Origin of the sequence: Asaia lannensis NBRC 102526 (assembly GCF_024054035.1) — a bacterium.
GTDB lineage: Bacteria > Pseudomonadota > Alphaproteobacteria > Acetobacterales > Acetobacteraceae > Asaia > Asaia lannensis.
Genome location: NZ_JAMXQU010000013.1, coordinates 21,002 through 43,934, shown reverse-complemented (window position 1 = coordinate 43,934; position 22,933 = coordinate 21,002). Strand labels below are relative to the sequence as shown.

21 protein-coding genes are annotated in these 22,933 nt (G+C 59.4%); 16 read left to right on the top strand and 5 right to left on the bottom strand.

The window, feature by feature from the left end; all coding sequences use genetic code 11:
* The first annotated feature begins 44 nt into the window (after positions 1-44).
* The 9 genes from NF685_RS13410 (at position 45) to NF685_RS13370 (ending at position 12,087) form a co-directional block, all read left to right on the top strand.
* Positions 45-4,760, top strand: a complete 4,716-nt coding sequence (locus tag NF685_RS13410; RefSeq protein WP_252850015.1) for a phage tail length tape measure family protein — start codon at positions 45-47, stop codon at positions 4,758-4,760.
* A 17-nt stretch (positions 4,761-4,777) separates the two neighbouring features.
* Complete coding sequence (locus tag NF685_RS13405) at positions 4,778-6,415, top strand: hypothetical protein (RefSeq protein ID WP_252850014.1); 1,638 nt, start codon at positions 4,778-4,780, stop codon at positions 6,413-6,415.
* Positions 6,416-6,549: 134 nt separating this feature from the next.
* Entirely contained in the window at positions 6,550-7,029 is a 480-nt protein-coding gene (locus NF685_RS13400; protein WP_252850013.1) for a CreA family protein, read from the top strand.
* A gap of 148 nt (positions 7,030-7,177) precedes the next feature.
* Entirely contained in the window at positions 7,178-8,407 is a 1,230-nt protein-coding gene (locus NF685_RS13395; RefSeq protein ID WP_252850012.1) for a hypothetical protein, read from the top strand.
* A 3-nt stretch (positions 8,408-8,410) separates the two neighbouring features.
* Positions 8,411-9,220, top strand: coding sequence for a hypothetical protein (locus tag NF685_RS13390; protein WP_252850011.1), 810 nt, complete (start codon positions 8,411-8,413; stop codon positions 9,218-9,220).
* Positions 9,220-9,945: a hypothetical protein gene (locus NF685_RS13385; RefSeq protein ID WP_252850010.1), complete on the top strand. Its 726-nt coding sequence runs from the start codon at positions 9,220-9,222 to the stop codon at positions 9,943-9,945. The genes NF685_RS13390 and NF685_RS13385 overlap by 1 nt, the downstream gene beginning before the upstream one ends.
* A 60-nt stretch (positions 9,946-10,005) precedes the next feature.
* Complete coding sequence (locus tag NF685_RS13380) at positions 10,006-10,524, top strand: hypothetical protein (protein ID WP_252850009.1); 519 nt, start codon at positions 10,006-10,008, stop codon at positions 10,522-10,524.
* Positions 10,521-11,780 (top strand): DUF2961 domain-containing protein, encoded by a 1,260-nt coding sequence (locus NF685_RS13375; RefSeq protein ID WP_252850008.1) that lies wholly within the window; start codon positions 10,521-10,523, stop codon positions 11,778-11,780. Before NF685_RS13380 ends, NF685_RS13375 begins: the two co-directional genes overlap by 4 nt.
* A 52-nt stretch (positions 11,781-11,832) precedes the next feature.
* A complete protein-coding gene (locus tag NF685_RS13370) occupies positions 11,833-12,087 on the top strand; it encodes a hypothetical protein (protein WP_222547416.1) in 255 nt (84 codons plus the stop codon).
* Between the two features lie 82 nt (positions 12,088-12,169).
* Here the strand turns inward: NF685_RS13370 and NF685_RS13365 are convergent, their stop codons facing one another.
* Positions 12,170-12,571, bottom strand: coding sequence for a winged helix-turn-helix transcriptional regulator (locus tag NF685_RS13365; RefSeq protein ID WP_222547417.1), 402 nt, complete (start codon positions 12,569-12,571; stop codon positions 12,170-12,172).
* Between the two features lie 326 nt (positions 12,572-12,897).
* On the opposite strand from NF685_RS13365, the gene NF685_RS13360 reads away from it, so the two are divergent.
* Positions 12,898-13,254 (top strand): hypothetical protein, encoded by a 357-nt coding sequence (locus NF685_RS13360; RefSeq protein ID WP_252850007.1) that lies wholly within the window; start codon positions 12,898-12,900, stop codon positions 13,252-13,254.
* A gap of 375 nt (positions 13,255-13,629) precedes the next feature.
* On the opposite strand, the gene NF685_RS13355 is transcribed toward NF685_RS13360, so the two are convergent.
* On the bottom strand, positions 13,630-14,157 hold the full coding sequence (locus tag NF685_RS13355) for a GNAT family N-acetyltransferase (protein ID WP_252850006.1): 528 nt from the start codon (positions 14,155-14,157) through the stop codon (positions 13,630-13,632).
* 603 nt (positions 14,158-14,760) lie between these two features.
* Between NF685_RS13355 and NF685_RS13350 the strand changes: the two genes are divergently transcribed.
* The 5 genes from NF685_RS13350 to NF685_RS13330 all read left to right on the top strand — a co-directional run bounded on the left by NF685_RS13350 (position 14,761) and on the right by NF685_RS13330 (position 18,710).
* The gene (locus NF685_RS13350; RefSeq protein WP_252850005.1) at positions 14,761-14,964 is read left to right on the top strand and encodes a GNAT family N-acetyltransferase; all 204 of its coding nucleotides are present in this window, start codon (positions 14,761-14,763) and stop codon (positions 14,962-14,964) included.
* Positions 14,965-15,321: 357 nt separating this feature from the next.
* The gene (locus NF685_RS13345; protein ID WP_252850004.1) at positions 15,322-15,816 is read left to right on the top strand and encodes a lysozyme; all 495 of its coding nucleotides are present in this window, start codon (positions 15,322-15,324) and stop codon (positions 15,814-15,816) included.
* A gap of 371 nt (positions 15,817-16,187) precedes the next feature.
* Positions 16,188-17,222, top strand: coding sequence for a RelA/SpoT domain-containing protein (locus NF685_RS13340; protein ID WP_252850003.1), 1,035 nt, complete (start codon positions 16,188-16,190; stop codon positions 17,220-17,222).
* A gap of 319 nt (positions 17,223-17,541) precedes the next feature.
* Positions 17,542-17,970, top strand: a complete 429-nt coding sequence (locus tag NF685_RS13335) for a hypothetical protein (protein ID WP_252850002.1) — start codon at positions 17,542-17,544, stop codon at positions 17,968-17,970.
* Positions 17,967-18,710, top strand: a complete 744-nt coding sequence (locus NF685_RS13330) for a phage antirepressor KilAC domain-containing protein (protein WP_252850001.1) — start codon at positions 17,967-17,969, stop codon at positions 18,708-18,710. The genes NF685_RS13335 and NF685_RS13330 overlap by 4 nt, the downstream gene beginning before the upstream one ends.
* A 67-nt stretch (positions 18,711-18,777) precedes the next feature.
* Here NF685_RS13330 and NF685_RS13325 read toward each other — a convergent pair whose 3' ends face one another.
* From NF685_RS13325 to dcm, 3 genes are all read right to left on the bottom strand, one after another.
* On the bottom strand, positions 18,778-19,473 hold the full coding sequence (locus NF685_RS13325; protein ID WP_252850000.1) for an HNH endonuclease: 696 nt from the start codon (positions 19,471-19,473) through the stop codon (positions 18,778-18,780).
* Between the two features lie 85 nt (positions 19,474-19,558).
* Positions 19,559-20,038, bottom strand: a complete 480-nt coding sequence (locus NF685_RS13320) for a very short patch repair endonuclease (protein ID WP_252849999.1) — start codon at positions 20,036-20,038, stop codon at positions 19,559-19,561.
* Positions 20,031-21,314, bottom strand: a complete 1,284-nt coding sequence (gene dcm, locus NF685_RS13315; RefSeq protein ID WP_252849998.1) for a DNA (cytosine-5-)-methyltransferase — start codon at positions 21,312-21,314, stop codon at positions 20,031-20,033. Before dcm ends, NF685_RS13320 begins: the two co-directional genes overlap by 8 nt.
* Before the next feature lie 142 nt (positions 21,315-21,456).
* Between dcm and NF685_RS13310 the strand changes: the two genes are divergently transcribed.
* Entirely contained in the window at positions 21,457-22,689 is a 1,233-nt protein-coding gene (locus tag NF685_RS13310; RefSeq protein ID WP_252849997.1) for a type II restriction endonuclease, read from the top strand.
* Positions 22,690-22,933: the final 244 nt, after the last annotated feature.

Here is a 22,933-nt window from a genome sequence, read left to right as displayed (position 1 = left end):
TTCACAAATGCGCGGTCCGATGCTGCTACGCATGGAGCGTAACGATGCCCACCACGATCTCCGAGCTTTACATTGCTTTTGCGAGCAATCTGGCCAAGGCGCAGGAAGATGCGCAATCCCTGACCAGGCTTGGCGATGCAGCAGAGGTGGCCGATACGAAAGTGACCAGGCTGGGCCGCTCCGGTGCGTCGGTCGCGCGGCAATTCGATGAAACGACGCGGGCCGAGGCCAAGCTAAGCAGCGAAATCCGCCAGCGCACGGCCAATATCGAGGCGCTGCAGAAATCGCTCGCTGCCGGCGAGATCACACAGGAGCAATATGCGGGGTCGCTGGCTGGCATCGCCAGATCAGCCGCAGCACAGAAAGAGAAATTCGACGCGGCTACGGGTGCCAGCAAGCAACACGCTGTCGCCCTGGCCGAGGGCACGGCCGCAGCCAAACTATCCAGCTATCAGCTCGGCATCCTGGCGGGCGAAGCCCACAAATTCGCCGATCAGGTGCTGGCCGGTGGCGGGGCCATGAAGGCCGCATTTTACCAGGTGCCGAACATGGTCACGGTCATGGGCGGCTTTGGCAAGGCCACGCAGATCGTGACCGGCCTGCTCATGGGCCCTGCCGGTCTGGCGCTCGCAGCCGTCGCTGCCGGTGCAGCCATCTACAAGATGGGCAGCGCTGCCGAGACCGAGGAATCGCACCTTGCGGCCCTCGGCCAGACCCTTCGCGCCACGCGCAGCGATTACGCGGCCATGGCCGGTGCTGCCGAAGACGCGGCACGGCGCATTGCTGGCAAGACTGGCCTGTCACTGACTGACAGCCGCGCCGTCACCACCACCTTTGCCGCCATGCCCTCGACCAGTGGCAGCAGCCTCGATGCGCTGACCACGACAGCGCGCAACCTCGCCACCGTGCTCGGCAAGGACGTGCCGGACGCAGCAAAAGACATGGCCGCTGCCTTCGATGACCCGACAAAAGCCGCCGAGGATTTCGCGCAGAAAGGCCTGCTTGGTGTCCATGAAGGCCTGGTGCAGCATATACGCGATCTGCAGAACAGCGGCGATCGCATGGGGGCCTGGTCCCTGCTCATGGGGCAGGTCAGCAAGGCCACGGCCAACGCTGCCGATCAGGGCGTGACGCCGCTGCATCGCGCCCTGCACGACATGAGCACATCCCTGCATGAGGGGTTGGCCCCGCTCGGGCAGTTCGTGGACACGATCGGCAATGGTATCATGGCCGGTGCTCTCAAGGGCGTGCAGGGCATCCAGTATCTTCTGGACAAGGCCAAGGAGGTGCGCGACTGGGAATGGGCGCAGCTGGACAGGATCCCGGCCGTTCACAATTACCTGCAGCAACGCGAGGTCGCGGCCTCCGATGTCGCAGGTGTGGGCAAGACCATCGACAAGGTGGGGGCCGGTCTCGGCGCAAGCTCGGACGTGCTCGCACTTGCCCATCGCATCCAGCCGATCGAAAGCGCAACGGGCCAATACGATGCGCAGGGTCGCGTGGTGCAATCCTCTGCCGGTGCGCTGGGCGCGATGCAGGTCATGCCGGGCAGCGCCAATGGCAATGATCTGCGCACGACCACGGGCAACGTCACGGCAGGCGTGCAGCTGCTCATGCGGCTCTACACCAAATATGACGGCAATCAGGCGCTTGTCGCTATGGCCTATAACTGGGGTGAAGGGAACGTCGATCAGTACCTGTCAGGCAAGATTGCAAGCCCGCCTGCCAGTGTCGCGGCCTATGCCCAAAAGGCCACGGGCGGCGAAATCTATGGTGCCCAGGCAATCGCATCGCGTCAGGGCCGGGTCGATGATCAGCTGCGCGGCAGTGACGGCAGCACGGCGGCGCAGATCCGCGAGCATGAGCAGGCCATCACGGCTCTGACCACGGCGCAAAAGGCACTGAATGACCTGCACACCGCAGGCAAGGTGTCGGACGCCGATTACGCCGCGCAAACCGGCGTGCTGACGGACAAGATCAACGTGCAGCGCGGCGCGCTCAACGAATTGCGCGACCCGATCGAGACCATCGCGCATCAGCAAAAGCTGGCCGCGCAAAGTGCTGAGACCTATTCAGCCGCCGAGGCCGCAATGGTGCAGGTGCATCAACAGGTTGAGGAAGCGGCACGGCATATGGGCCAGGCGCACGCGAACGCCACGCAGCTGGCGGAAGCTGAGGCCAGGCAACAGGCCATTCTGACGGGGCAGTTTAATCAGTCCGTTGCGGCCATCAACGAGCACACCCAGGCCGAGCAGGATATGCTGGCGGGCTATGACGCCTCGAAAGGCTCGCTGACACAGTATCAACAGGCAATGGAGGCCGCCGAGAAAGTGCGGGCGACCGCGATCGACGGCACAGCCGAACAGGCCCGCCAGCTCGATGTCCTGACGGGTGCCATGAAATCCGCCGCCGCCTCGCAGGTCGATATGGCCAATGCGGGCAAGCTGTATGGGCAGTCGCAGGATCTGGACATCATCAAGGCACAGACGGCGGCGATCGGGCAGAATAGCGATGCCGTATCGGTACAGATTGCGGTGATGAAAGAGCGTAACCGCATTCTCGAAGCGGGCGGCGATATCAACTCGAAAACAAGCCAGGCCTATCTCGACAATGTGGCGGCCATCCAGACGGCAACCAACGCCTATCAGCATCAGAAATCGGCGCTCGATGATCTGACAGGAAGCCTGAGCGGCATGTTTGACACGCTGACGAACAGCGTCACGCAGGCTTTCGTGCAGAGCGGCAAGGGTGCGGTCGATTTCGGCTCGATCCTGTCCGGTCTGCAAACGCAGATTGTGGGGCTTGTGGCCAAGATGGCACTGGTCAACCCGGCCCTGAACGCGCTGGATGGCGGCTCACGCAACACGTTCACAAGCGTCTCTGACGCGCTGGCCTCGGGTGGCTCGGTCGGCAACAAGGCGGCCAGTGTCTCGATTAGCGGGGCCGGGACGCCCGCATCGAACGTATCGAGTTCAAGCAGCTGGCTCTCGGGCGCGATGGGAACAAAGCTGTTCGGCACGGCCACGATCGGCAACACCCTGGCCGGTATCGGTGGCGGTTTTGGAATCGGCTCGGCGCTCGGCAATATCGGCGGCGGGACGTATGGCGCGATCGGCTCGGGACTGGGCGCGGCTTTGGGTGCGGGTCTCGGCTCGATCATCCCCGGCGTGGGTACGCTGATCGGCGGCATTGCCGGTGGCGGCCTTGGCGGCCTCCTGGGCGGCCTGTTTGGGCACAAGAAAAACCCCTACACCATCGACCAGGTGGTGATGGAAGGCGACCGGCTGAGCATGGGGCAAAGCTGGAACCAGAAGCAAAACGACACCATCACGGCACAGCTCAAGGCTGACATGGCCAGCGTCAACGCCACCATGAAAAGCCTCGGGCTGAAGGCTGAAAATCTCTATCTCGGCACGGTACGCGATGACCCCAACAACAAGGACCCGTCGCAACGTTCCGTCAGCCTGACCGATTTGCTGGGCAAGCTGCAGCTGCGCAGCGATGACAGCGCCACATTCAGCCAAGCGCTTTCGCAGGGGATGCCCGCGAGTTTCGATAGCGTGGCCTCATTCCAGAGTGCGGTAACGCAGCTGAAGAGCATGGCCGACACGGTGGATGCGCTGGGTGTCGCGGTGTCGAAATTCAACAGTGACGGCACCGTGACCGTCTCGGGCTTTACCGAGGCCACGGGCGATCTGCGCACGGCGCTGGATACGATGCTCAATGGCAAGACGCTCGCCACAAGCGATCTGCAAAGCCAGGTGGCGACGATTACCGAGTTTGTTTCCAACACCATGCCCAACCTCATGAAAGCCACGGTGAACGGGCATCAAAGCTGGGTCGAGCAGATGGAGGCGCTGAAGAAAACCTATGAGGCTGCCGCAACACAGGCGAGCAGCTACGGGCTGGATGGCAACGCGCTGAACGACAAGTTCGGCACGCTCTACGAACAGGGCTATGCGCAGAACATGCAAAGCCTGGCCGAGAGTGCCCAAGCGTTCCGGGTGCGGTATCTCACCGCGACCGGTGACGACCAGGGCGCGGCGCTCATGAGTTTCGACCTGTCTGCCACGCAACAGAAACGCCAGCTTGCCGAGAGCTGGCGCGACTTTCTGGGCGAGGCCTACAGTTCGAACCGGACCTATCTGCAACAGGCATCGGATCTGGAAAAGACGCTGGGGGCCGAACGTCTGGCCATCCAGAAGCAATATGCGGACAAGGCGACAGAAGCGGCGAAACAGGCCGTAGATGCCGCCGCAGCCCAGGCCAAACAGGAACACGACCAGGCGGCAGGTTCCGCCGCCTCGGTCATCGGTTCTCTGGTCGATTTCACGCGCGGCCTGAGCACCTCCAGCGCCTCTCCGCTTTCGGCGGAAGCGCAATACAGGGCCGCAAACGACAATTTCCAGAGCACGCTTGCGGCGGCGCGTGCGGGTGATTTCAACGCGCTTTCCCATGTGCAGGGCGATGCGCAAACCCTGCTTTCCACGGGTCAGGCCGTTTATGGGTCTGGTACAGAATATGCCCGTGTTTACGAGCAGGTCATGGCGGCCATGCGCGAGATCGGCACGCGCTCGCCCGAGGCCCTGACACAGGCGGCACTGAACCAGACACGCGACAACACCGCCAGTCTGGTGGATCTGCTGCGCAAGCTGGTGGCTGCGACCGAGGCCAATGGCAACACCCTGCGCGATACCGCCAACGCCACAAAGCAGAGCGTGGCCGAGCAGCGGCAGGCGGCCTTGCGCAAGGCAGGCTAGAATAAACGGGGAACCTCATGAGCGGTCAGCTATTCCACGCGGTCGATATCACCGTGACCGTGCCGGGAGAGACGACCACTCCTGAATTTTCCCGTGGCTGGGGCTCGACCCCATGGGGTGCACTGACACAGCGCCCTGCACCGGTCGAGGCTACCGAGACGCTGCGTTTCTCCGATGTGGGCTATGTCAGCGACAGTCATGGCGCGTGGCCCCCTCTGGTGCAACAGGCCTACAGCCTCGACCGCAGGCTCGATCTGCGCCCCGATGCGCAGGCGGGCGGCGAGAGCTGGGGCGCGCTCATCCTGTCGAGCCCTGACGGGCTGCTCGATAACATCATCGCCACACGCGTGGTCGATCATATGCCCGTGCGCGTGCGCTATGGCTGGCGGGGCCGCGATGCAATCCGGGGTTGTGCAATCGACCCGCCCGAGGCGGCGTTGCAACCGGCTTTTGCCGGGCTGGGGCGCAGCTGGCAGCCCGACCGGCAAAACGTCGAGATTGCGCTCACCGATGCCACCGCCTGGCTCGATGCCCCGGCGCAGGGCCTGCCCTATGACGGCAAGGGCTGGCGCAATGGCGGGGCCGATCTGGCGGGGCATTATCCCCCCAAACTGCGCGGGCGCGCCTTCAATCTCACGCCGGTTGCAATCGATACCATCAAGCTGGTTTATCAGGTGAGCGATGCGCCGGGCACCATCGAGGCGCTTTACGAAGGTGGCGCGACAGGCGGCATCGTTTTTGCCGGTCAGGTGGCGGATATATTCGCAGCCGAGCCGCCCCCCGGTCATTATGTGGTGCAGTCCGATTCCTCGGGCCTGTGGTTTCGTCTTGGCACGCGGCCTGTCTGGGCCATCACGCTCGATGCCACCGGTGCCCTGCCGGACGGCACAAAACCGGGCGGGCTTCTCACGCTTTTGCGTGGCGTGCTGCTTCAGGATTGCGTGCTGGAGGCGGACCTGTTCGATCCCTCATGGGAAACTGTAACGCAGGCCATGAACTGGCCCGGCGCGTGGTACTGGGATGGCAGCGCACGCATAACCGGGCGCGATATGGCCGACACCCTGCTTTCAGGGCTGGGCGTGCGGCTTGTGGCCTCGAGTTCCGGCACGCTGCGCCCCGTGGCGGTGCGTGCCCCCGAGGGCGAGGCCGTGGCGCATTTCGGGCCGCATAACCTGATCACCGTGGCCCCGGTCGCGCTCGATGACATGCTCGACCCGCCGCCAGCACGCTGGCGGGTGGGTTATGCCCATGCCCAGACCGTGCAGGCCGCAGGTTCGGGGCTGAGCCCGCTTGTGACACCCGAACGTCAGGCGTTCATCGGACAGGCCGACCGGCTGGCAAGCTGGGCCTCGCCGGATCTGCGCAGGCGCTACCGCGTGCCCAACGACCCGCCCGCGCTGGTCACGGCCCTAGGCGACGAACAGGACGCCGTAAAAGTGGCAACCCTGCACGCCGTCCTGTGGGCCAGCACGCGCCGCCTGCGTGCAATCACCGTGCCGGTGGATCAGGGTTACGCGGTGGATCTGGGCGATCACGTCACCCTGACGCTCCCGGAGCATCCGGAGCGCACGCTTTCCGGCCTGGTGGTGGGCGAGCAGCTCCGCCCCGGCGAGGCGACAATCACCCTGCAGGTGCTGGTGGGGGATCAGGGATAGGTCGATCGGGCTGGATGCTGTTCCAAAGTCGCGCAGCATAAAACAGGCTGTTCAAACTCTTGCCAGCCTGAGGCTGGTTGCGTTTCATGTTGTCGCACTACCTGGCCCGATCCAGCCTCTTGAACAGGAAAGTCATGACCATTCCCTCTCTCTCCGCCTTGCGCCGTTCACTTCTCGCTTTTGCCATGGCGGGTGCCGTCACAGGCGTATCGGCGGCCTGCGCCCAGAGCGCGACGACGCTGGGTGGGGTGAATACATCGTTCCATCTGTTCGGATCGCATGATGTGCAGGTGTCATCCTTTACCGATCCGGATCTTCCCGTGACGTGCTATCTTTCACGGGCCCAGACCGGCGGGATCAAGGGTGCAGTCGGGATCGCAAAAAATCCGACGCGCTTTTCCCTCTCCTGCGTGAAAAGCGGTGGGGTGCCGACCGATATCACCAAACTGCCCAAGCAGCAGAACATCACGAAACTGCGTAACTCTTTCCTGTTCACAAACCTCGTCATCACCCGGATGATCGATCAGGAACACAGCGCCGTCGTCTATCTCGTGACCAGTCAGGGCCTCATCGACGGTTCGCCTGCAAACGCGATCTCGGCCGTCTCATGGTAAAACTCCGCTGATCCCGACACGAGGCAGGCCATTCCGGGCTTGTCTCTCGATCGACCCGAGCGACAGGAAAAGCTGTTGCGTTCGTTCAGGCCGCCCAACCGGGCGGCTTTTTCTTTGCCCGCCTCCCGGCTCAACAGGACACCGAATCATGGCCAGACTAGGCGCCTATCCGCGCATCGCGACGCTCGACGGGTCGGAGGTGATCGTGGTCGAGCAGCAGGGCTGCACGCGCTCGATGCCGCTCGACAGGTTTGCACCTGCGGTGCCGGACAAGGACGCAAGCGGGGTGTTCTTTGCCGATGACGGTGCCACGGTCGGGCGGATCGGTGACCGGCTGTTCATCGGGGCGGCGGCGGATAACCGGGGCCAGCGCAACCGCGACACCACACGCAATGACTGGCTTTCGCAGATCATGGGCTCGACCTCGATCGGGGCCTGGGCCACCTGGACAAGCACATTCGCCGCCATCTCGCGCTTCGGGGCCACCGGCATCACGGGCGCGTCGCGCACATCCGACAGCCAGAAGCAGAGCAGCTATATGGGCTTTGTGCCCTCGGCAATCGGGGTTGCCGCCTGGGGTGTGGCGGACGAGACGCAGAACCCCACCACGGCGACGGCCTATGCCTATTACGGCGAGGGCTGGCGCATGGCGGGCGTCAATTATCAGCCGAGCTTCGTCATGGAGCTGGAAACGGTGAACATGGGCGGACCGGCGGCGGGTATGTCCACGCCCTACCACCCCAATTGCGGCGGCGGCACCTATGCCATCCAGATCGGATCGGGTGGCGGGCAGACGCAAGGCTCCTTCGATGCCGAGGCCGGTATCGTGTTCGTGCGCAATCCGTCGCGGCACAAGAGTGGCATTATCTTCGCCAGTGACAGCCTGACCGGCACGGATGGAACGGAGGGTTACGGCACGGCCATTGCCATGGGCGCGCATCAGGGCATCGAATGGCGCACGGGCGAGACACGCGAGAACGTGCAGGGGCTCGATTCAGGGGCCATGCTGTTCTCGACCGTAAGCCAGACGAAAAAAGGCCAGCGCCTGCAATTCTCCGATGACGGGATGCTGATCACCAATATGGCGGGTCAGCTGATCTTTTCCATCTCTCCCAATGCCTCGCCGACCAACACGCTCAACATACAGGCGGGCAGCGGACAGGCAGCGGCGGGGCTCTATGTGCAGAAGGGTGAGAACGGCTCGGCCAATCTCGGCCTCTATCCGGGACCGGGCGGTGAACTGCAGATCGCAAGCCCGGTTACGGGACAGGGTGCCCGCCTCTCGCTCAACGATCAGCCTGTGCAGTGGCTTCATATCAACGTCAACGGCCAGTCGCTGCGCCTGCCTTTGTTCACACCCGAACAGGCAGGAGGCTGATCCATGGAAGCCATACTCGATTCCGGTTTCTGTCCCATCGAGGACAGCACCGGCAGGCTCTGCGCGTTCGGGTGCGACAATGCCTTTCTCTCGGCCCGGCTGACGGCCTCGGGCTTCATGCCCGATCTGCCGGTGAGCAACCTCGCCACGCCGCAGGGCGCGCCCGCGACCGCATGGCGTGCGCCGGGGCGTGTGGCCTCGGTCACGATCGAGCCGGGCGGGATGGTGGACTGGCGGTGTTTCTCGCTGCACCGCACCAACCTGACCGCCACCGCGCAATGGTCGGTGAAGATCTGGCGCGGGGCGACACTGACCCATGACTCCGGCCTGCTGGCCGCTGACCTGCGCGACGGTCAGGCCATCATGATGCTGGACGCTGCAACACCGGGCGACCGGGTGACGATCCTGATAGCCGATGCGCAGAACCCTGACGGTTTCCTGTCCATCCCGCTGGCCTATGCCGGGCCGCTCTGGCAGCCGCAGCGCAATATGGCCTGGAGCAGTGGCGAGAGTGCCGAGAGCGGGGCCGATACGATCACCAGCCTGTCTGGCGTGGAATATGTCACCCTGCGCTGGCAGCGCCGCGTGCTGCGCATCGAGCACCAGTCTCTCGGCACCGAGGAACTGCCCCAGATACGCGCGATGCTTGCCCTCGGGCGCACGGGCGCGAACATCCTGTTTCTGCCCGATCCGGGGGCTGGCACGCGCAGTGGCGATGCCGTGTTCGGCCGCATCGAGGCGGGCGAGATCACCTCATCGGCGGGGGCGGCCAACCGCCGCGCCCTGACCCTGACGATAAGGGAGCGATTGTAATGGCCATGCTTGGCAATTTCGTGCTAGAGACTGCGAACAATCCGGGAACGAATGCTTTCATCCTGAGCGGTGCCCCCGCCGGGCGTCGCAACTGGTCGGGCGCTTTCCCGGATGGCGAGGTGTATTACTTTGCCGATGACGGCACCCAGGCCGAATGGGGCATCGGGCGTCTGACCCATGGCATACCGGCCAGCATTTCACGCGATACGGTGCTCGGCACGACGCAGGACAGAACCGCACGGCTCAACTTCACCGGGACCACATGGGTCTATTCCGCCCTGCCCGCTGAATATGCCGTACCGGTGCCGGTGGTTCAGGGGGCGAGCGTGGTGTCCGACCGCTCATGGAAGGCGCAGAGCCTTGTGCTGGGCAGTGTGGATGTGACGCTGACCGGCCCTGCCCTGCGTGCCGAGTTCAGCGCCACGCTGCGGATCAACGATAACGGGGCCAGTGACACGACGTGGCAGGTGGCGCGGGTCATCGTGGCCGTTCACACAATCGACGCCCAGGGCGCAGCCTCGGCCCAGCCCATCGCGGCGGCGGGCAGCAATGTGCGGCTCGACCGTTTCTTTTTCCTCGGCGCACGGGCCGCGATACTGGCCCATGCGAGCCCCGGCATGACGCTGCGCCTTGTGGCCAGCGTGCAGGTGCCGGGCAGTTCCAGCGGCGCAACCCTGTTCAGCATGGCGCTGCAGGACGGTGCGCTGAGCTGGCTCAACAGCTGAGCCCTTCCCCTGCCCCGATCCGGGCAGGTTTCCCGCCACGGGATTACCGGAGATCACATCATGACATGGCGACCTGTCGTCAACATCCTGCGCCCCGAGGCACTCGGGGGCGGGGCCTTTGCCAGTGCGCAGAACGCGCTTGTCTGGCCTTCTTCCTCGCTCAGGGGCGGCGGCGATTACAGCGTCGATTTCGACAGGCTGCTGTCACCGGGCGAGTTCATCACGTCCTTTCGTTTCGAGGCGGGCGGGGCCGACCTCGCCTGGACCAGTCTGTTCGGCAACATCGTCACCGCCTGGATGCGCTGGAAGGCCTCGGGCACGCAGAGCGTGACCGTCTGCGCGCTGACAAGCGAAGGCAACAGCAAGCAGGTCGAGGTGAATATCACCGTCAGCCCGCGTGAGGCCCTGTTTCCGCTCGACCTGCCCGACAGCCCCGACGCGCCCACGCAGTCGGGCGGCAAACTCTCCAGCGAAGCCATGGATAACTGGCTGCGCGCCCTGCCGACCGCGCCGCCCGAGAGCGGGTCCGGCTGGTACAACAATGCGGGTATCCCGACCCGCCTCGGAGATCTGACATGAGACATAGTGCACGCATGGCCCCTGCCCTCTTGGCCGGGCTGGTCCTGATCGGCGCGGTGGCCCACGCCGAACCGCAGTTTGCGCCACCGGGCGGTCTGTCATCGGGTACGCGGGTGGGCACGCAGGGTGCGACCCTGGCCACCATGCAGGACGGTATCGAGCGCAATGCCCGCGATATCGCGACGCTGGGTCAGGCCGGGGCCACGAAAGACGATCTGACCGCTGCCATGACCAGCCTGCTGCGCGCCGATGCCAGCGCCATGACAATCGGCAACGGTGCCCAGACCGTGCAGGAAATTGCATCGGAAAACGTGGGCACAGTCTGGCACGCCAAATGGGAGCGTCAGGACGTGGCTGCCGGGGCGTCATTCACCCTGGCCGATGTGAGCAACGGGCCGGGTTATGCGCAGACGATCAATATGGCGCTCGCCGGTGGCGGGGCCGATGTGGATCGCACCTCGATTGCCTATTACGTCGATGGAGAAACCACGCCGAGCGTGACAATCCTTTATGGGCTGATCGGCACTTACGGCGGTTATGCCTTTTCCTCGAAACACGTCACCTGTGCGGGCGGTCGCGGGCGCAGCTGGGCGGGCTGCACCTACAGTCTCAGGGTGCCTTACAAGCGATCCCTGCGCATCGTGCTAACCAATAACGGCGGCGGCAATGTCCGGCTCTGGGGTGCGGTGCAGGGTAATGCAGGCGGGCATCAGTTCCTCGACCGCTATGCGGTAGCCCACGCCGTCACGCTGGGCGACCAGTACGCGAAGCAGGTCAAGGTGAAGGCGCTTGAGGAATATACGCTGCTCGACGTGACCGGGCGTGGTGCGTTCTGGGGCATGCAGTTTTTCATGGACCGGCACAACAATGCCGCCGGGGCCGACGAGAACTGCATCGAAGGCAATTTCCGGTATTACGTCGATGGAGCGACAAAGCCCTCTTATGAATCCTCGGGCACAGAGGACTATTTCGGCTCGGCGTTCGAGTTCATGTCAGCCGGTTTTGCAGGCGCCACCGGTGCGCAGACGCCCTATGCCACCGAGAGCTTCGGGACATTCTATAACCAGTGGAGCAACGCTACCGGGCCGAACGCTATTGATGACCAGTCCTCGGCCTTCCGGTTTCATTCTGCCGATCCGGTGCATTTCAACCGCTCGCTGAAAGTGACGTGGCAGTGCGGTGAGCCCGATAACGGTCTGACCACAAACACGGCAGCCGGTATTGCGGCAACGCTCTATTACTACACCGACCGGTAACGCCTGACGCACCGGAACCGGGCGGCACCGCGCCGTCCGGCAAGGGGGAACCATGCCTGAAAACCTCACCCCGCAGCCTTGGTGGGTTGCGGTTCTCGGTGGCCTGCTTTTCACCATACGCTGGCTGATCGGCTTCGGGGCGTCGAGCGCGAAAGCGACCATCGAATCGCAGCGTCAGGATCTGGATCGGCTGAACGCCCGCGTGGACAGGCTGGAGGAACGTGAGAAGGAGTATCTCGCGTTGATTGGAGAATTGCGGGTGCAAAATGCCATGCTGCGTAAGGCTCTTGATCGTCGGGAGGCCTAAGCGCCCGGTTTGATCCGGGTTGGGGAGAACCTGAGGTTCGCTGATAACGAGGAACGTGGCGTCACGACGCATTCATATGATGTTATTCATCAACAGCGTCGGGCGCAGCAAGCCCCCTATCTGCGGCATCGCGTAGAGATTGTTCTCGATCGCGCAGGATCAGCCGTGTTCCGACCTCCACGATTGACCGGATCGCTGGCAACAGTTCCTCGCCTAGTGCTGTCAGTTCGTACTCAACCGTCGGGGGTGACGTAGCAATCACGCTGCGTGCGAGAACGCCACGTTGTTCGAGGTCACGTAACCGGCCTGTAAGGACTTTGGCTGAGATCCCCGGGATATTCCGGCGCAGTTCAGAAAACCGACGGGCCCCTGTGCTCAGCGACCAGATGATTTCAGGGCTCCACAGGCCGCTAAGCAAAGACATGCATTGCGACATGGGACAGCCGGGCAGCGCTTTGACCGTAGTGCGCATTTTCAGAACCATCGTTTTATCTCCTGCTGGTTTCCAACTGGTAACTCAAAAGCCACGATAACCAATAGATATCAGATTACCTTTGGAAACCGAATTTCTATAAAGGCGCATCCCCACTGGAAAACCGTCGTGGTCAACCACCCGGGGGCGCTGATGCAAGAATGATAAGGAGATAATTTGTGAACATTCCCCATGTTTCGCGGCTGAGGATGCGACCGGTACCTGGCCATGACAATGCGCTCCGGACCGGTTTGATTGCGGGCCTTGTCACAGGTGCTGCGGGCCTGGTTCCTGTCCTGATTCTTCAGATGGCACGTGGAGTTGGGGTGATTCCGGAAATGCAGCTTGCAGCCAGCAGCGTCATGGGGCTGGCTGCCTATAATGGCGCATCCGGATTTTTTATCGGCACCGCTTTGCATTTTCTTGTCTCGGTCATCCCGGCCATCATCTACGCGTTCGCAATTGTGCGTCTTCCGGTTCTTAACCGGATGCCGTGGCTTGCCGGGCCGGCTTTTGGCTTCGGCGTGTTTCTGGTCATGGGATTGATCATCTTGCCGCATAGCCGTTTTGCAGTACCAGCGGGCGTGACACCAATGCCCCCTCTAGCGGCCTTACTCGTTCATCTGTTTCTGTTCGGCTTGCCGATTGCCTTGATCGTACGCCATCTAAATGGAAGCGAATTTGCCCGGAGATAAACAATATAAGACGGCGGGATCACTCAACGGCATCACATGAACAGGCAGCGTCACGAACGATTTTCTCGCAGCCGTCTGGCTTTCTCAATCGGGCTGCAATGGCAGTAATGACCAAACTCTCTAGCGAACCGACAGCCCTGGTGGGTTGCGGTTCTCGGTGGCCTGCTTTTTACCATACGCTGGCTGATTGGCTTCGGGGCGTCGAGCGCGAAAGCCACCATTGAGTCGCAGCGTCAGGATCTGGACAGGCTGGAAGAACGCGAGAAGGAATATCTCGCGTTGATCGTAGAATTGCGGGCACAGAATGTGATGCTGCGGGAGGCGCTCAGAAACACTGGTGACGCCATTTCACAATAGCTCGAACCTACTATGAATCTATTCTTCGTTCTTCTGGGGCATCCAGATAAACCGGTATCTTCCGGGGCGCTGTCCCAATTCGTTGGTTCCGACAAATCCCATTTTCTCCAGAAGATGCCGCGAAGGCAGATTCTCCGGGCGGCATTCTGCAATGATCTGGCGATGAGGAAAAAGCTCGGCAAGCTGGTCAAGCAGGTTGGATACGCTCTCTTGCGCGATACCTTTCCGTTGCTGGTCCGGGCGAACCCAGTATCCAACTTCTATCTCACCCACGCCATGTAGATGTGTACCGACCACGGCAATCATATCATCGCAGTCATGGAACCACACACCGATATATCGGTCTCGTCCGTCACGATTGCCGACAATCAGCTTTTGCGAGTCATGTACGGTAAAAGGAGTCGGTAAAAAATGGACTATCTCCGTAATTCTTGGATCATCCGTCATCTTCTGCAAGTCTTCCGCATCGCCAAGATCGAGGCCTTTGAGGCGCAATCGTGATGTCTGTATTTCTGGAAATCTCTCAAGTGTATCCTGATTGATCAAGATAACCTCCACTAATAATTCGCAGTTCATGTGTCTTGATAGACAAGGCTCGCTGCTAACCCAGATTAGTTCGATAATAAAAAATATCAAATTCACCACCGCTACGAGACGCGTTCAATCGTGCTGATGAGAACATCGTTCTGCGCTGACCGTTATGAATGGCATTCCCACGGATATAACGCATGTTGAATTCTATGCTGATCGCCACGGCGCTTTTGCGTCGGGACGATTTCGAGGGGCTGCCTTGGCTTGATCGAGGAATTGAGAACGCAGAACGGACAGCCGCGAAAGACCCTTAATCACCTAATCGCCTGGGTCTCTTAGCTGCCGATTAGATGAAAACAGGAGATAAATCGTCAGGTATCGCGTCAGTTGTTGAGACATGGGCGGTGGTAGAAAACTGCCAGTAACGGGCGCGTAGTTTGCGTCCCGGACACTCAAAGCGTTAATCTTTGAGGTATGCCCGCCCGATCGCAAACACATTCTTTCTCTGTTCGCCTTGCCAGACTGGCCGAAGTTGACCAGTTGCCGGCCATAGAGATTTCAGCTGCACAATCCTTCAGGTCTGTTCCCGCGCTAGACTGGATTGCGGCTACGGACGCCATGTCGCCAGCAGTCCATCGCAAATCTGTTCAGGCTGGCACATGTTGGGTCGCCGTCGATGTGCAGGATGTGCCTGTTGGGTTTTTGACCGCTCATTTACAGGGTGAAACCTTGCATATTCTCGAAATGTCGGTCGCATCAGACTGGCAGGGCAAGGGAATAGGGCGCGCCCTGATTCAGGCTGTCAAATACTGGAGTATCTAGAGAAAGATCACGAGTATCACCCTGACTACCTTCAGAAATGTTCTGTGGAATGCGCCATTTTATTCCCGATCGGGTTTTGTGATCCTCGAGAAAGAAGCACTGGATCAACGATTGGCGTCCATTCTTCAGGCCGAAGAGAATCACGGATTTCCCGAAGGCTCCCGGTGTGCAATGCGATTGGATGTGAGTTCCCTCGCTCAGAATGCATGAAGATGGAACGCAGGCCGCATCTGCTTCCGAACATTTGACGTTGTGCCACGGTCTTCAAAATGAAGGACCAAATCGGCCGTAATCCAATTTGAATTCAATATCTCAGCCGCCCATTCGGGCGGCTTTTTTCGTTCTGGAGACTTCGTAATGAACAACGCGCTTAACATCGCCACGGCGCTTTTGCGTCGGGACGATTTCGAGGGGCTGCGTCTTGCGCCCTATGTTTGCCCTGCGGGGTATTGGACTATCGGCTATGGCAATCGTGCGCTGGCTGATGGGTCGCCGGTTACGCGGCTGACGGAGCCGATCAGCGAGGGCGAGGCCGTGGCTTTGCTGGAGCGCACGGTGGCCGGGTTGCAGCGGGTTCTGGCTGATATGGTCACCGTGCCGCTTCTGCTTTGGCAGGAAGGAGCTTTGCTGTCGTGGCAGTATAATGTCGGGAGTGCCGCTGTGCGGGGTTCGACATTGCTGCGGCTGCTCAACCAGCGGCTTTATGCGGCGGCGGGGCAGCAGCTTCTGCGGTGGGACAAGGCGACGGTGAATGGCCGTCTGGTGCCCCTGCCCGGCCTTCAGCGCCGCCGCCGTATCGAGCTTTCTGTTTATCAGGGCCGCCCTGTTTCGGGTGTGCCGTTTACGATCTGACCGACCGCCTCTTTCCTTTCCCACAATCGAATATGAGGACACACTGCCATGACACTGGACTGGCAAAGCCTTTACGCGTCCGTACTCCCGTTCATTCCGGCCGAGATTGCGGCCGACCTGACGCTGATCGGGACGTTTCTGGTCTCTCTATGCGCTGTCGTTGCACGGTTCTGGCAACGTCCAAGTGCAGGGTCGAGGTGGTTGATCCTTTATCGGATGATTAATTGTATAGGAATGAATAGCGCGCAGGCACTTAAGTACAACAATAACACAACGGAGGATGATCGAAAAAAGTAGTGGACTGAGCACGTATTTAGGTCGATCATGGCCATATACATCGTCGATTCACATTACAACTGAGTGAAAATACTTTGCATCCGGATGAAACAGGTATCCCTTCGAGAAAACGAGTAAAACGTGCTGGCGATGCCGTGCGCGTGGGGCAGGCTACTTTTGAAGATAAAGAGATTATCGATCAATGGCGTGCAGCACATCGAGCTGTCTTAAACACCTTTCAAGCGCTTTTGCGCACTCGCGCGCGCGGTCATAAGATTATCGTTGCCCAACGACATAAACGTATTGCAACAATTTTTGATAAACTTCGCCGTTTTCCGCAAATGAATCTCGCGAGAATGGACGACATCGTTGGATGTCGACTCATCTTCCAAGATCTGGATGAATTGTGGGATTTTAGGGCTAAAATGCATCAAGCTCGATTTAATCATCGCCTAAAAAACGACTATGAGAAATATGATTATATCGTCCATCCTAAGGAAACGGGATACCGCGGCATACATGACGTTTACGAATATCATGCTAACTCAGTTATGGGTGCCATTCTCAGGGGGTTATCTATAGAAATCCAATATAGAACCCGCATACAGCACGCTTGGGCAACCGCAGTCGAAGTTATAGGTCATATTGCTGATAGCCAGCCGAAATTCCAACGCGGTGATGAAAGATATCACCGTGCCATGGCCTTGGCGAGCGAAATACTCGCTAGAGCTCACGAGAATAAAACCGCGTGCTTCCCCGATAAAAGTAATAGCGATATCGTCGCTGAGTTCTTGGATATCAATCAGAGCACCTCTTTACTGAAACTATTTAAGGATCTAAATTCTCATAGCTTGCACGGGTCAAAGTTTAAGAATTTAATACTTATAATAAAACCAAATTCACCAATCGAGACTCGGTCTTTCGAAAGCGCCGTAGCAGCTTTGAAAGAGTTATTTGTCCTCGAGAAATCAATGCCAGGAGCTGATTTGGTCCTTGTACGAGCGGATTCTACGGGCGAGGTACGAGACGCATTCAGAAACTACTTCTCGGATACGACGGACTTCGTACGCTTGATCGAAGATGGGTGTGCAAAATTGTCCGGTCTCGAAATAACGCCACAGCTTTCTTAAGCCCGCCTCACGACCTGCAATCTTGTGTGTGAATTTGGAGGCCTAATTCAGTCAGCCTCCGGATAGCTTCTGATCTGGACGGGATATCAGCCTGTTGGCGACGCCATTCGTCCACCGAAGATATAAAGCTCTTCGAGGCAACTAGCTGAATACGCTGATCTTGCTTCTCATCATTCATAATCAAGCGATACCTGAAATCAGCAAACGAGCAAAGTGTGTAAGATGTGTTGCCCTTGGCTTAAAGATGTGTAAGTTAAGCGTTCGAGCTTGAGGATTGCAGCCTCAAGCTCGAACTAACCTTCAGCAGGGATGATACCCCATGCCACAGGCTGATGCCTCTCCTAGCACATCTCGACGTGCTGTTCTCTCCCAACTTGCCGTTCTGCCTCTTGTCGGCTCATTCGGCACCCTGATGCCAGATGCGCAAGCGTTTGGCGGAGCAGATGCCACGCTACTTGCCCGCATTACGCAGGCCATCGAAACGCATCGCGTCATGAATGACCGCGCGCATGAGTTTACTGATGATGAATGCCTTGCCCTCTCCGATGCCTTCGACGACCAGCTGGAGGCGCTGGCCGACATGCAGGCCGTCACGCCCGAGGGGCTGAGTGCCAAAGCGCGCCTCATCCGGCTTTATCTGCCCCCGTATTTCCGCGCGTTCGAGGTCGACCAGCGCAGCCCGGAAATCCGTCTCCTGTCCAGCTTCATCGAAGACGCCACCCTTTTCGCACAAAGGAACGCCGCATGAACGAGATGCTTATCCCCCTCAGCTTCGAGGGCAGGGAAATCCGCGTGGTGACGATCGGCGGCGAGCCGTTCTTTGTCGGCAGGGATGTGGCCGAGCGGCTGGGGTACGCCGACCCTGCCGGTGCGATAGCCAAGCACTGCAAGGGGTCGCCAAAACGGCACCCCCTTTCGACACCGGGGGGAACACAGGATGTCCGCGTTCTGTCAGAGCCTGATGTGTTGCGGCTGATCGTGCGCAGCAAGCGCCCCGAGGCCGAACGCTTCGAGCGCTGGGTGTTCGAGGAAGTGCTGCCCGCCATACGCAAGACCGGCGGCTACATGACGGCCACTCCGGAGGAAACGCCCGAGGCCCTCGCCACCCGCGCTCTGGCCGTGTTGCAGGCCACGGTGGCAAGGCAGAAAGCCGCCCTGGCGGAAACCCTGCCCAAGGCGGAGGTGTATGACCGGCTGGTGAATGCCGAGGGCAGTCTGTGCATCACCGCCGCCGCCAAGAACCTGCATATGCGCCCCAAGGCCCTGTTCGACTGGCTGGCGCATAATGGCTGGATCTACCGCCGCCCCGGCGCCGATCACTGGCTGGGCTATCAGGCCCACACCTCCAACGGCGATCTGGACCACAAGATCACCACCGTCACCCGCCCCGACGGATCGGAAAAGGTGACAGAACAGGTGCGTATTACTGCCAAGGGCCTCGCCAGACTGGAAAAGCTCATGCCCGAGCGGCTGCATAGCGTGGCGTGAGGATCAGACGCATACACTGAGAGCCCTGATAACGGTGGTCTTGAATATTAGAGCCCTATTGGAGGGGTTATGGATTTTGTCGTCTCATCTGCTGAAGCTGTTGCCTGCGCTGTGCACTGTCTATGGCGTAATGCTGCGCGCGGTGACACGTCGGGCATAGTGCGGCTGTGTTTGTCAGATTATCTGCCCCATTCTCCGAAAGCGGCGTTATGTGATGCACTTCGAGATATACGTTTCCATCTAACCCTCGGAACAGCGGTTGTGTACATCCCGGCATCTCACAGTTTGATCCGGCGCGCGCACGTGTCTGGGCGGCGATGGAAGGACTGCGCTGATACTGCATAACAGAATATATCTGTCGCGGAACCGGCGATACCGCAGCCCCATAGATTGGGTTTTGTTGTAAAGCCGTGAGATTTAGGGCGTAGAGAGTGTTCCGCAACACCCCTATCATAAGTTCGTCCCCCTCCCGTATCAAACCACTGAATGCACGACCAATCCGGGCTTCAGGTGTTCGTGCAGGATCAGCGCGAATTGAGTTGTAATAAAGCCCTGATATTATCGTATTTCCAGAGGTGGAAGGAAAAATGAAGGAAATATTTGATTGGTATTGGTTGCCACCGCCATCGTTGGGGATATGTCCAGCGTTTCGTAAAATTTCGTTTTGAGCAGCATTCAAGACATAAGCGGCTTTTTCAACGTCTGTTGAACTCACCTCTTTCGAAGCGCAATACTCAAGAGAACGAATCAGGATGTCTAACATATCAATCTCCCCCTTATAAGAGTCCTGAAATGGGAATCATATAGTTATCAACTCGCATACAAAGCAGTCAAATATCCATCAATTACTATTTTTTTATTGCGGAAGATTTATGTGGTCTCTCAGACATTTTCCCAACAGGCAGTGATGAGCGGAGCCAAACATCTATACCCTCTACGAGCTCTACAGAACTGCAGCAATAACCTCCCCTCGTGGCGCATTCCCAGACTTCGAGTACCCGCCATCCCAGGTTGATAAGCTTCTCGCGATTGCGCGCGTCACGCGCGCGATTGCCTTCAATTTTCTCGCACCAGAACTCCTGCCGGGTAGATGGCATGCGGAAGAGCGAGCAGTCGTGGCCGTGCCAGAAGCATCCCTGGACAAGAATGACGGCTTTCCATTTTGGCAGCACAATGTCCGGACGCCCCGGCAGGGTGCGATCATGAATCCGGTAGCGGAATCCCCGCGCATGCAGGGCCTTGCGCAGCACGATTTCCGGCTTCGTGTTCTTGCCCCGGATGCCTGACATCATCCGGCTGCGAACCTCCGGCGTGACGATATCAGCCAACTGGCACCTCAACACTGGCCGATGACAGCTCCCGACGACGCGCAGGATCTTCGGGGGTCTGCATGACCGTGCGTATATGGGGCGCCATGGCCTGCGCCAGATATTCCACTACCGGCACGACAACCGCATTGCCGAACTGCCTGTAGGCCTGGGTGTCAGACACACCGATGCGAAAGGGCCGCCCTTCCCGCTCGAACCCCATCAGACGGGCGCATTCCTGTGGTGTCAGGCGTCGTGGACGCTTGCCGTCCTGCCGGATCAGGATTTCTGATCCATCCTTGTGGTAACGGGCAGAGAGTGTTCTGGCGATATCCTCCGGGCCACAGAGACCGAAGCCGAAACCGTTCCCTTTGGCTTCATGCTTGGCGCGGTAGTTCTGCAGATAGGTCCAGAGATGCTCGGTCAGGGTGTATTTGGCCGGTACCAGCTCATTGGGCTCGAGGATTTCGCCCAGACGCGGGCCATTCTCCGCAGCCGGGAGTTCGAGCGCATCGAGATCAAAATCCGTTTTCTCGCGAAAGCCCACAATGAAAATCCGCTCACGCTTCTGGGGCACCCATGGGGCCGAGCTGATCACACGGCTCTGCACATGATACCCGAGCTTGTCCCGCAAGGTGGCCATGATGACCGCGAATGTCCGGCCCTTGTCATGGCTGCGCAGGTTCTTCACGTTTTCCAGAAGGAAGGCAGCGGGCCGGTGATGCGCGATGATCCGTGCCGTATCGAAAAAAAGCGTGCCCTGCATGTTGCACAGAAAGCCATGGGGACGACCAAGAGCATTCTTTTTCGAAACGCCGGCCAGAGAGAATGGCTGGCAAGGAAACCCGGCCAGCAGCACATCATGTTCCGGCACCAGTTCCGGTTTTTCCGAGAACGGTCTGATATCTCCGCTGATCTCGTGATTGTCAGGGTAGTTCAGGGCATAGGTCTCACGCGAAAACCGGTCCCATTCGGACGTGAAGACGCAGCGACCGCCAATCCCCTCAAAGCCGATGCGCAACCCCCCGATACCAGCGAACAGGTCGATAAATCGGAAACCGGGCTGAACAGCACGCTGACTGCGACGGCGCTCCGTCACCAGGGTTTCGAGCAGACGCATGACCGGCGGAGATACCTTTTGCCGCCCCTTCTCGTAGCGATTGGCTGTGCTTTCGCTGATCCTGAGTTTCCCGGCGGCTTCCTTCAGGGTAAGCCCGGCCTGCTCTCTCATGAGCGAGAAGCTGGTGCGTGCATCGGGAAAAAGCGACATTCTGGCCTCTGGGAATATTTCTGTCATTTGTACAGTTTTTCTCCCGGCAGACAATACCCTGTTCGTGACTTGTTCCTGTTTTCGCCAGACTCGACGCCCGGAACCGGTCAGATTAGGCTGGAATGATTGAGCCGGCTTGTCCGGGCATCATTCAGATCAGGCAGGGATTATGAAGCGCGGGCGGCTGGCAGATGAGTTTGTTGGCGTTGTATCCAAGGTAATCAGCGTGGTTGAGGCCTCGCCGGCGAAGTCCCATCAGCATGAGTTCAACGGTTCGCGGGCCCTGCGCGCGCTGTTCGGCGATGATGATCGATCGGATTTTCCCGCGCGCTTCATCTGGCTCAACGAAGACGAACAGCCGGTAACTGTCGACGGATCACTAAGCTGGTATGACTCCCGGCGTGCGCATCCAACCCGTACCGAGTACCGCCTGTATTACAGGGAGAATGAGGTCACTCTCCTGATGTCCCCGGGGGACCTCTTCTATCTCGCCTTGCGGCCTGACGGATCTGCGCTGGTGATCATCACGGCTGCGGAAGGCACGGTAAGAAACCAGCTTGACTGGCTGTTCGGCATAGACGGAAGCAGCCCTAAAAAAGGCTTCGTCTTTACGGATGTCGGGAAAACAAACAATCCGGAGCTCGGCTTTGCCGCGCGGTATATCCTTGATGAGCTGGGGCTCGAACAGGCAGAGCCCGAAGCAGATTATCTGGACGGCCTGATTGATCCATTCGGTCTGGTTTTCCCGAAGACGCAGGTCTTTTCGACACTCGCCCGGCAGTCACTCCCGGAAATCTCCCCTCTTGATGATCCCGATCTGGCTCTCATTTCCTGGATGGAACGCGAGGAACAGTTGTTCCGCCGTCTCGAGCGCAGGATCGTTGCGAGCCGGATTGCGGGCGGCTTCATGCAGGAGGACGGGCCGGATGTGGAGGGATTTCTGGGCTTTTCCCTGAGCGTGCAGAACAGACGCAAGGCGCGCGCAGGGATGGCTCTGGAAAACCATCTGGAGGCTATCTTCACCGCATGCAGCATCAGCCACGAACGCGGGGCGAAAACCGAAAACCGCAACCGCCCGGATTTCCTGTTTCCCGGCACGACACAGTATGCAGACCCACAGTTCCCGGAATCCCGGCTTACCATGCTTGGCGCCAAATCGACGCTGAAAGACAGATGGCGTCAGGTGCTCTCCGAGGCAGTCCGTATTCCGGGGAAACATCTGCTCACCCTCGAGCCAGGAATATCGGAAAACCAGACTGGTGAAATGCAGGCAAAAAACCTGCAGCTCGTTCTGCCGCAAAGCCTGCACACGACATTCAAGCCAGCACAGCAGCAGTGGCTCATGAACCTGAAAGAGTTCATCGCTCTGGTCAGGGAAAGGCAGGAAGAAACTCTTCTCTGAAAGAGGGCCACATGTATCCAGTGTTTTACAAATTGCCGCTAACCCATTGATTTCCGGAACTGGATTTGCACTGTTTTACGGCGTAACCTATTGAAAAGTCCCAACTGCTGAATTCCCCTATGGGACGCCATTCGATTTTCCGCAGTTTTCTGCGGGTTCCGATGGATAAACAGCAAACTCCTGATTTACCAGAATGTTGATTTTGAGCCATTCCTGAGCCAATCAGGAAAATATGGCTCTTTGG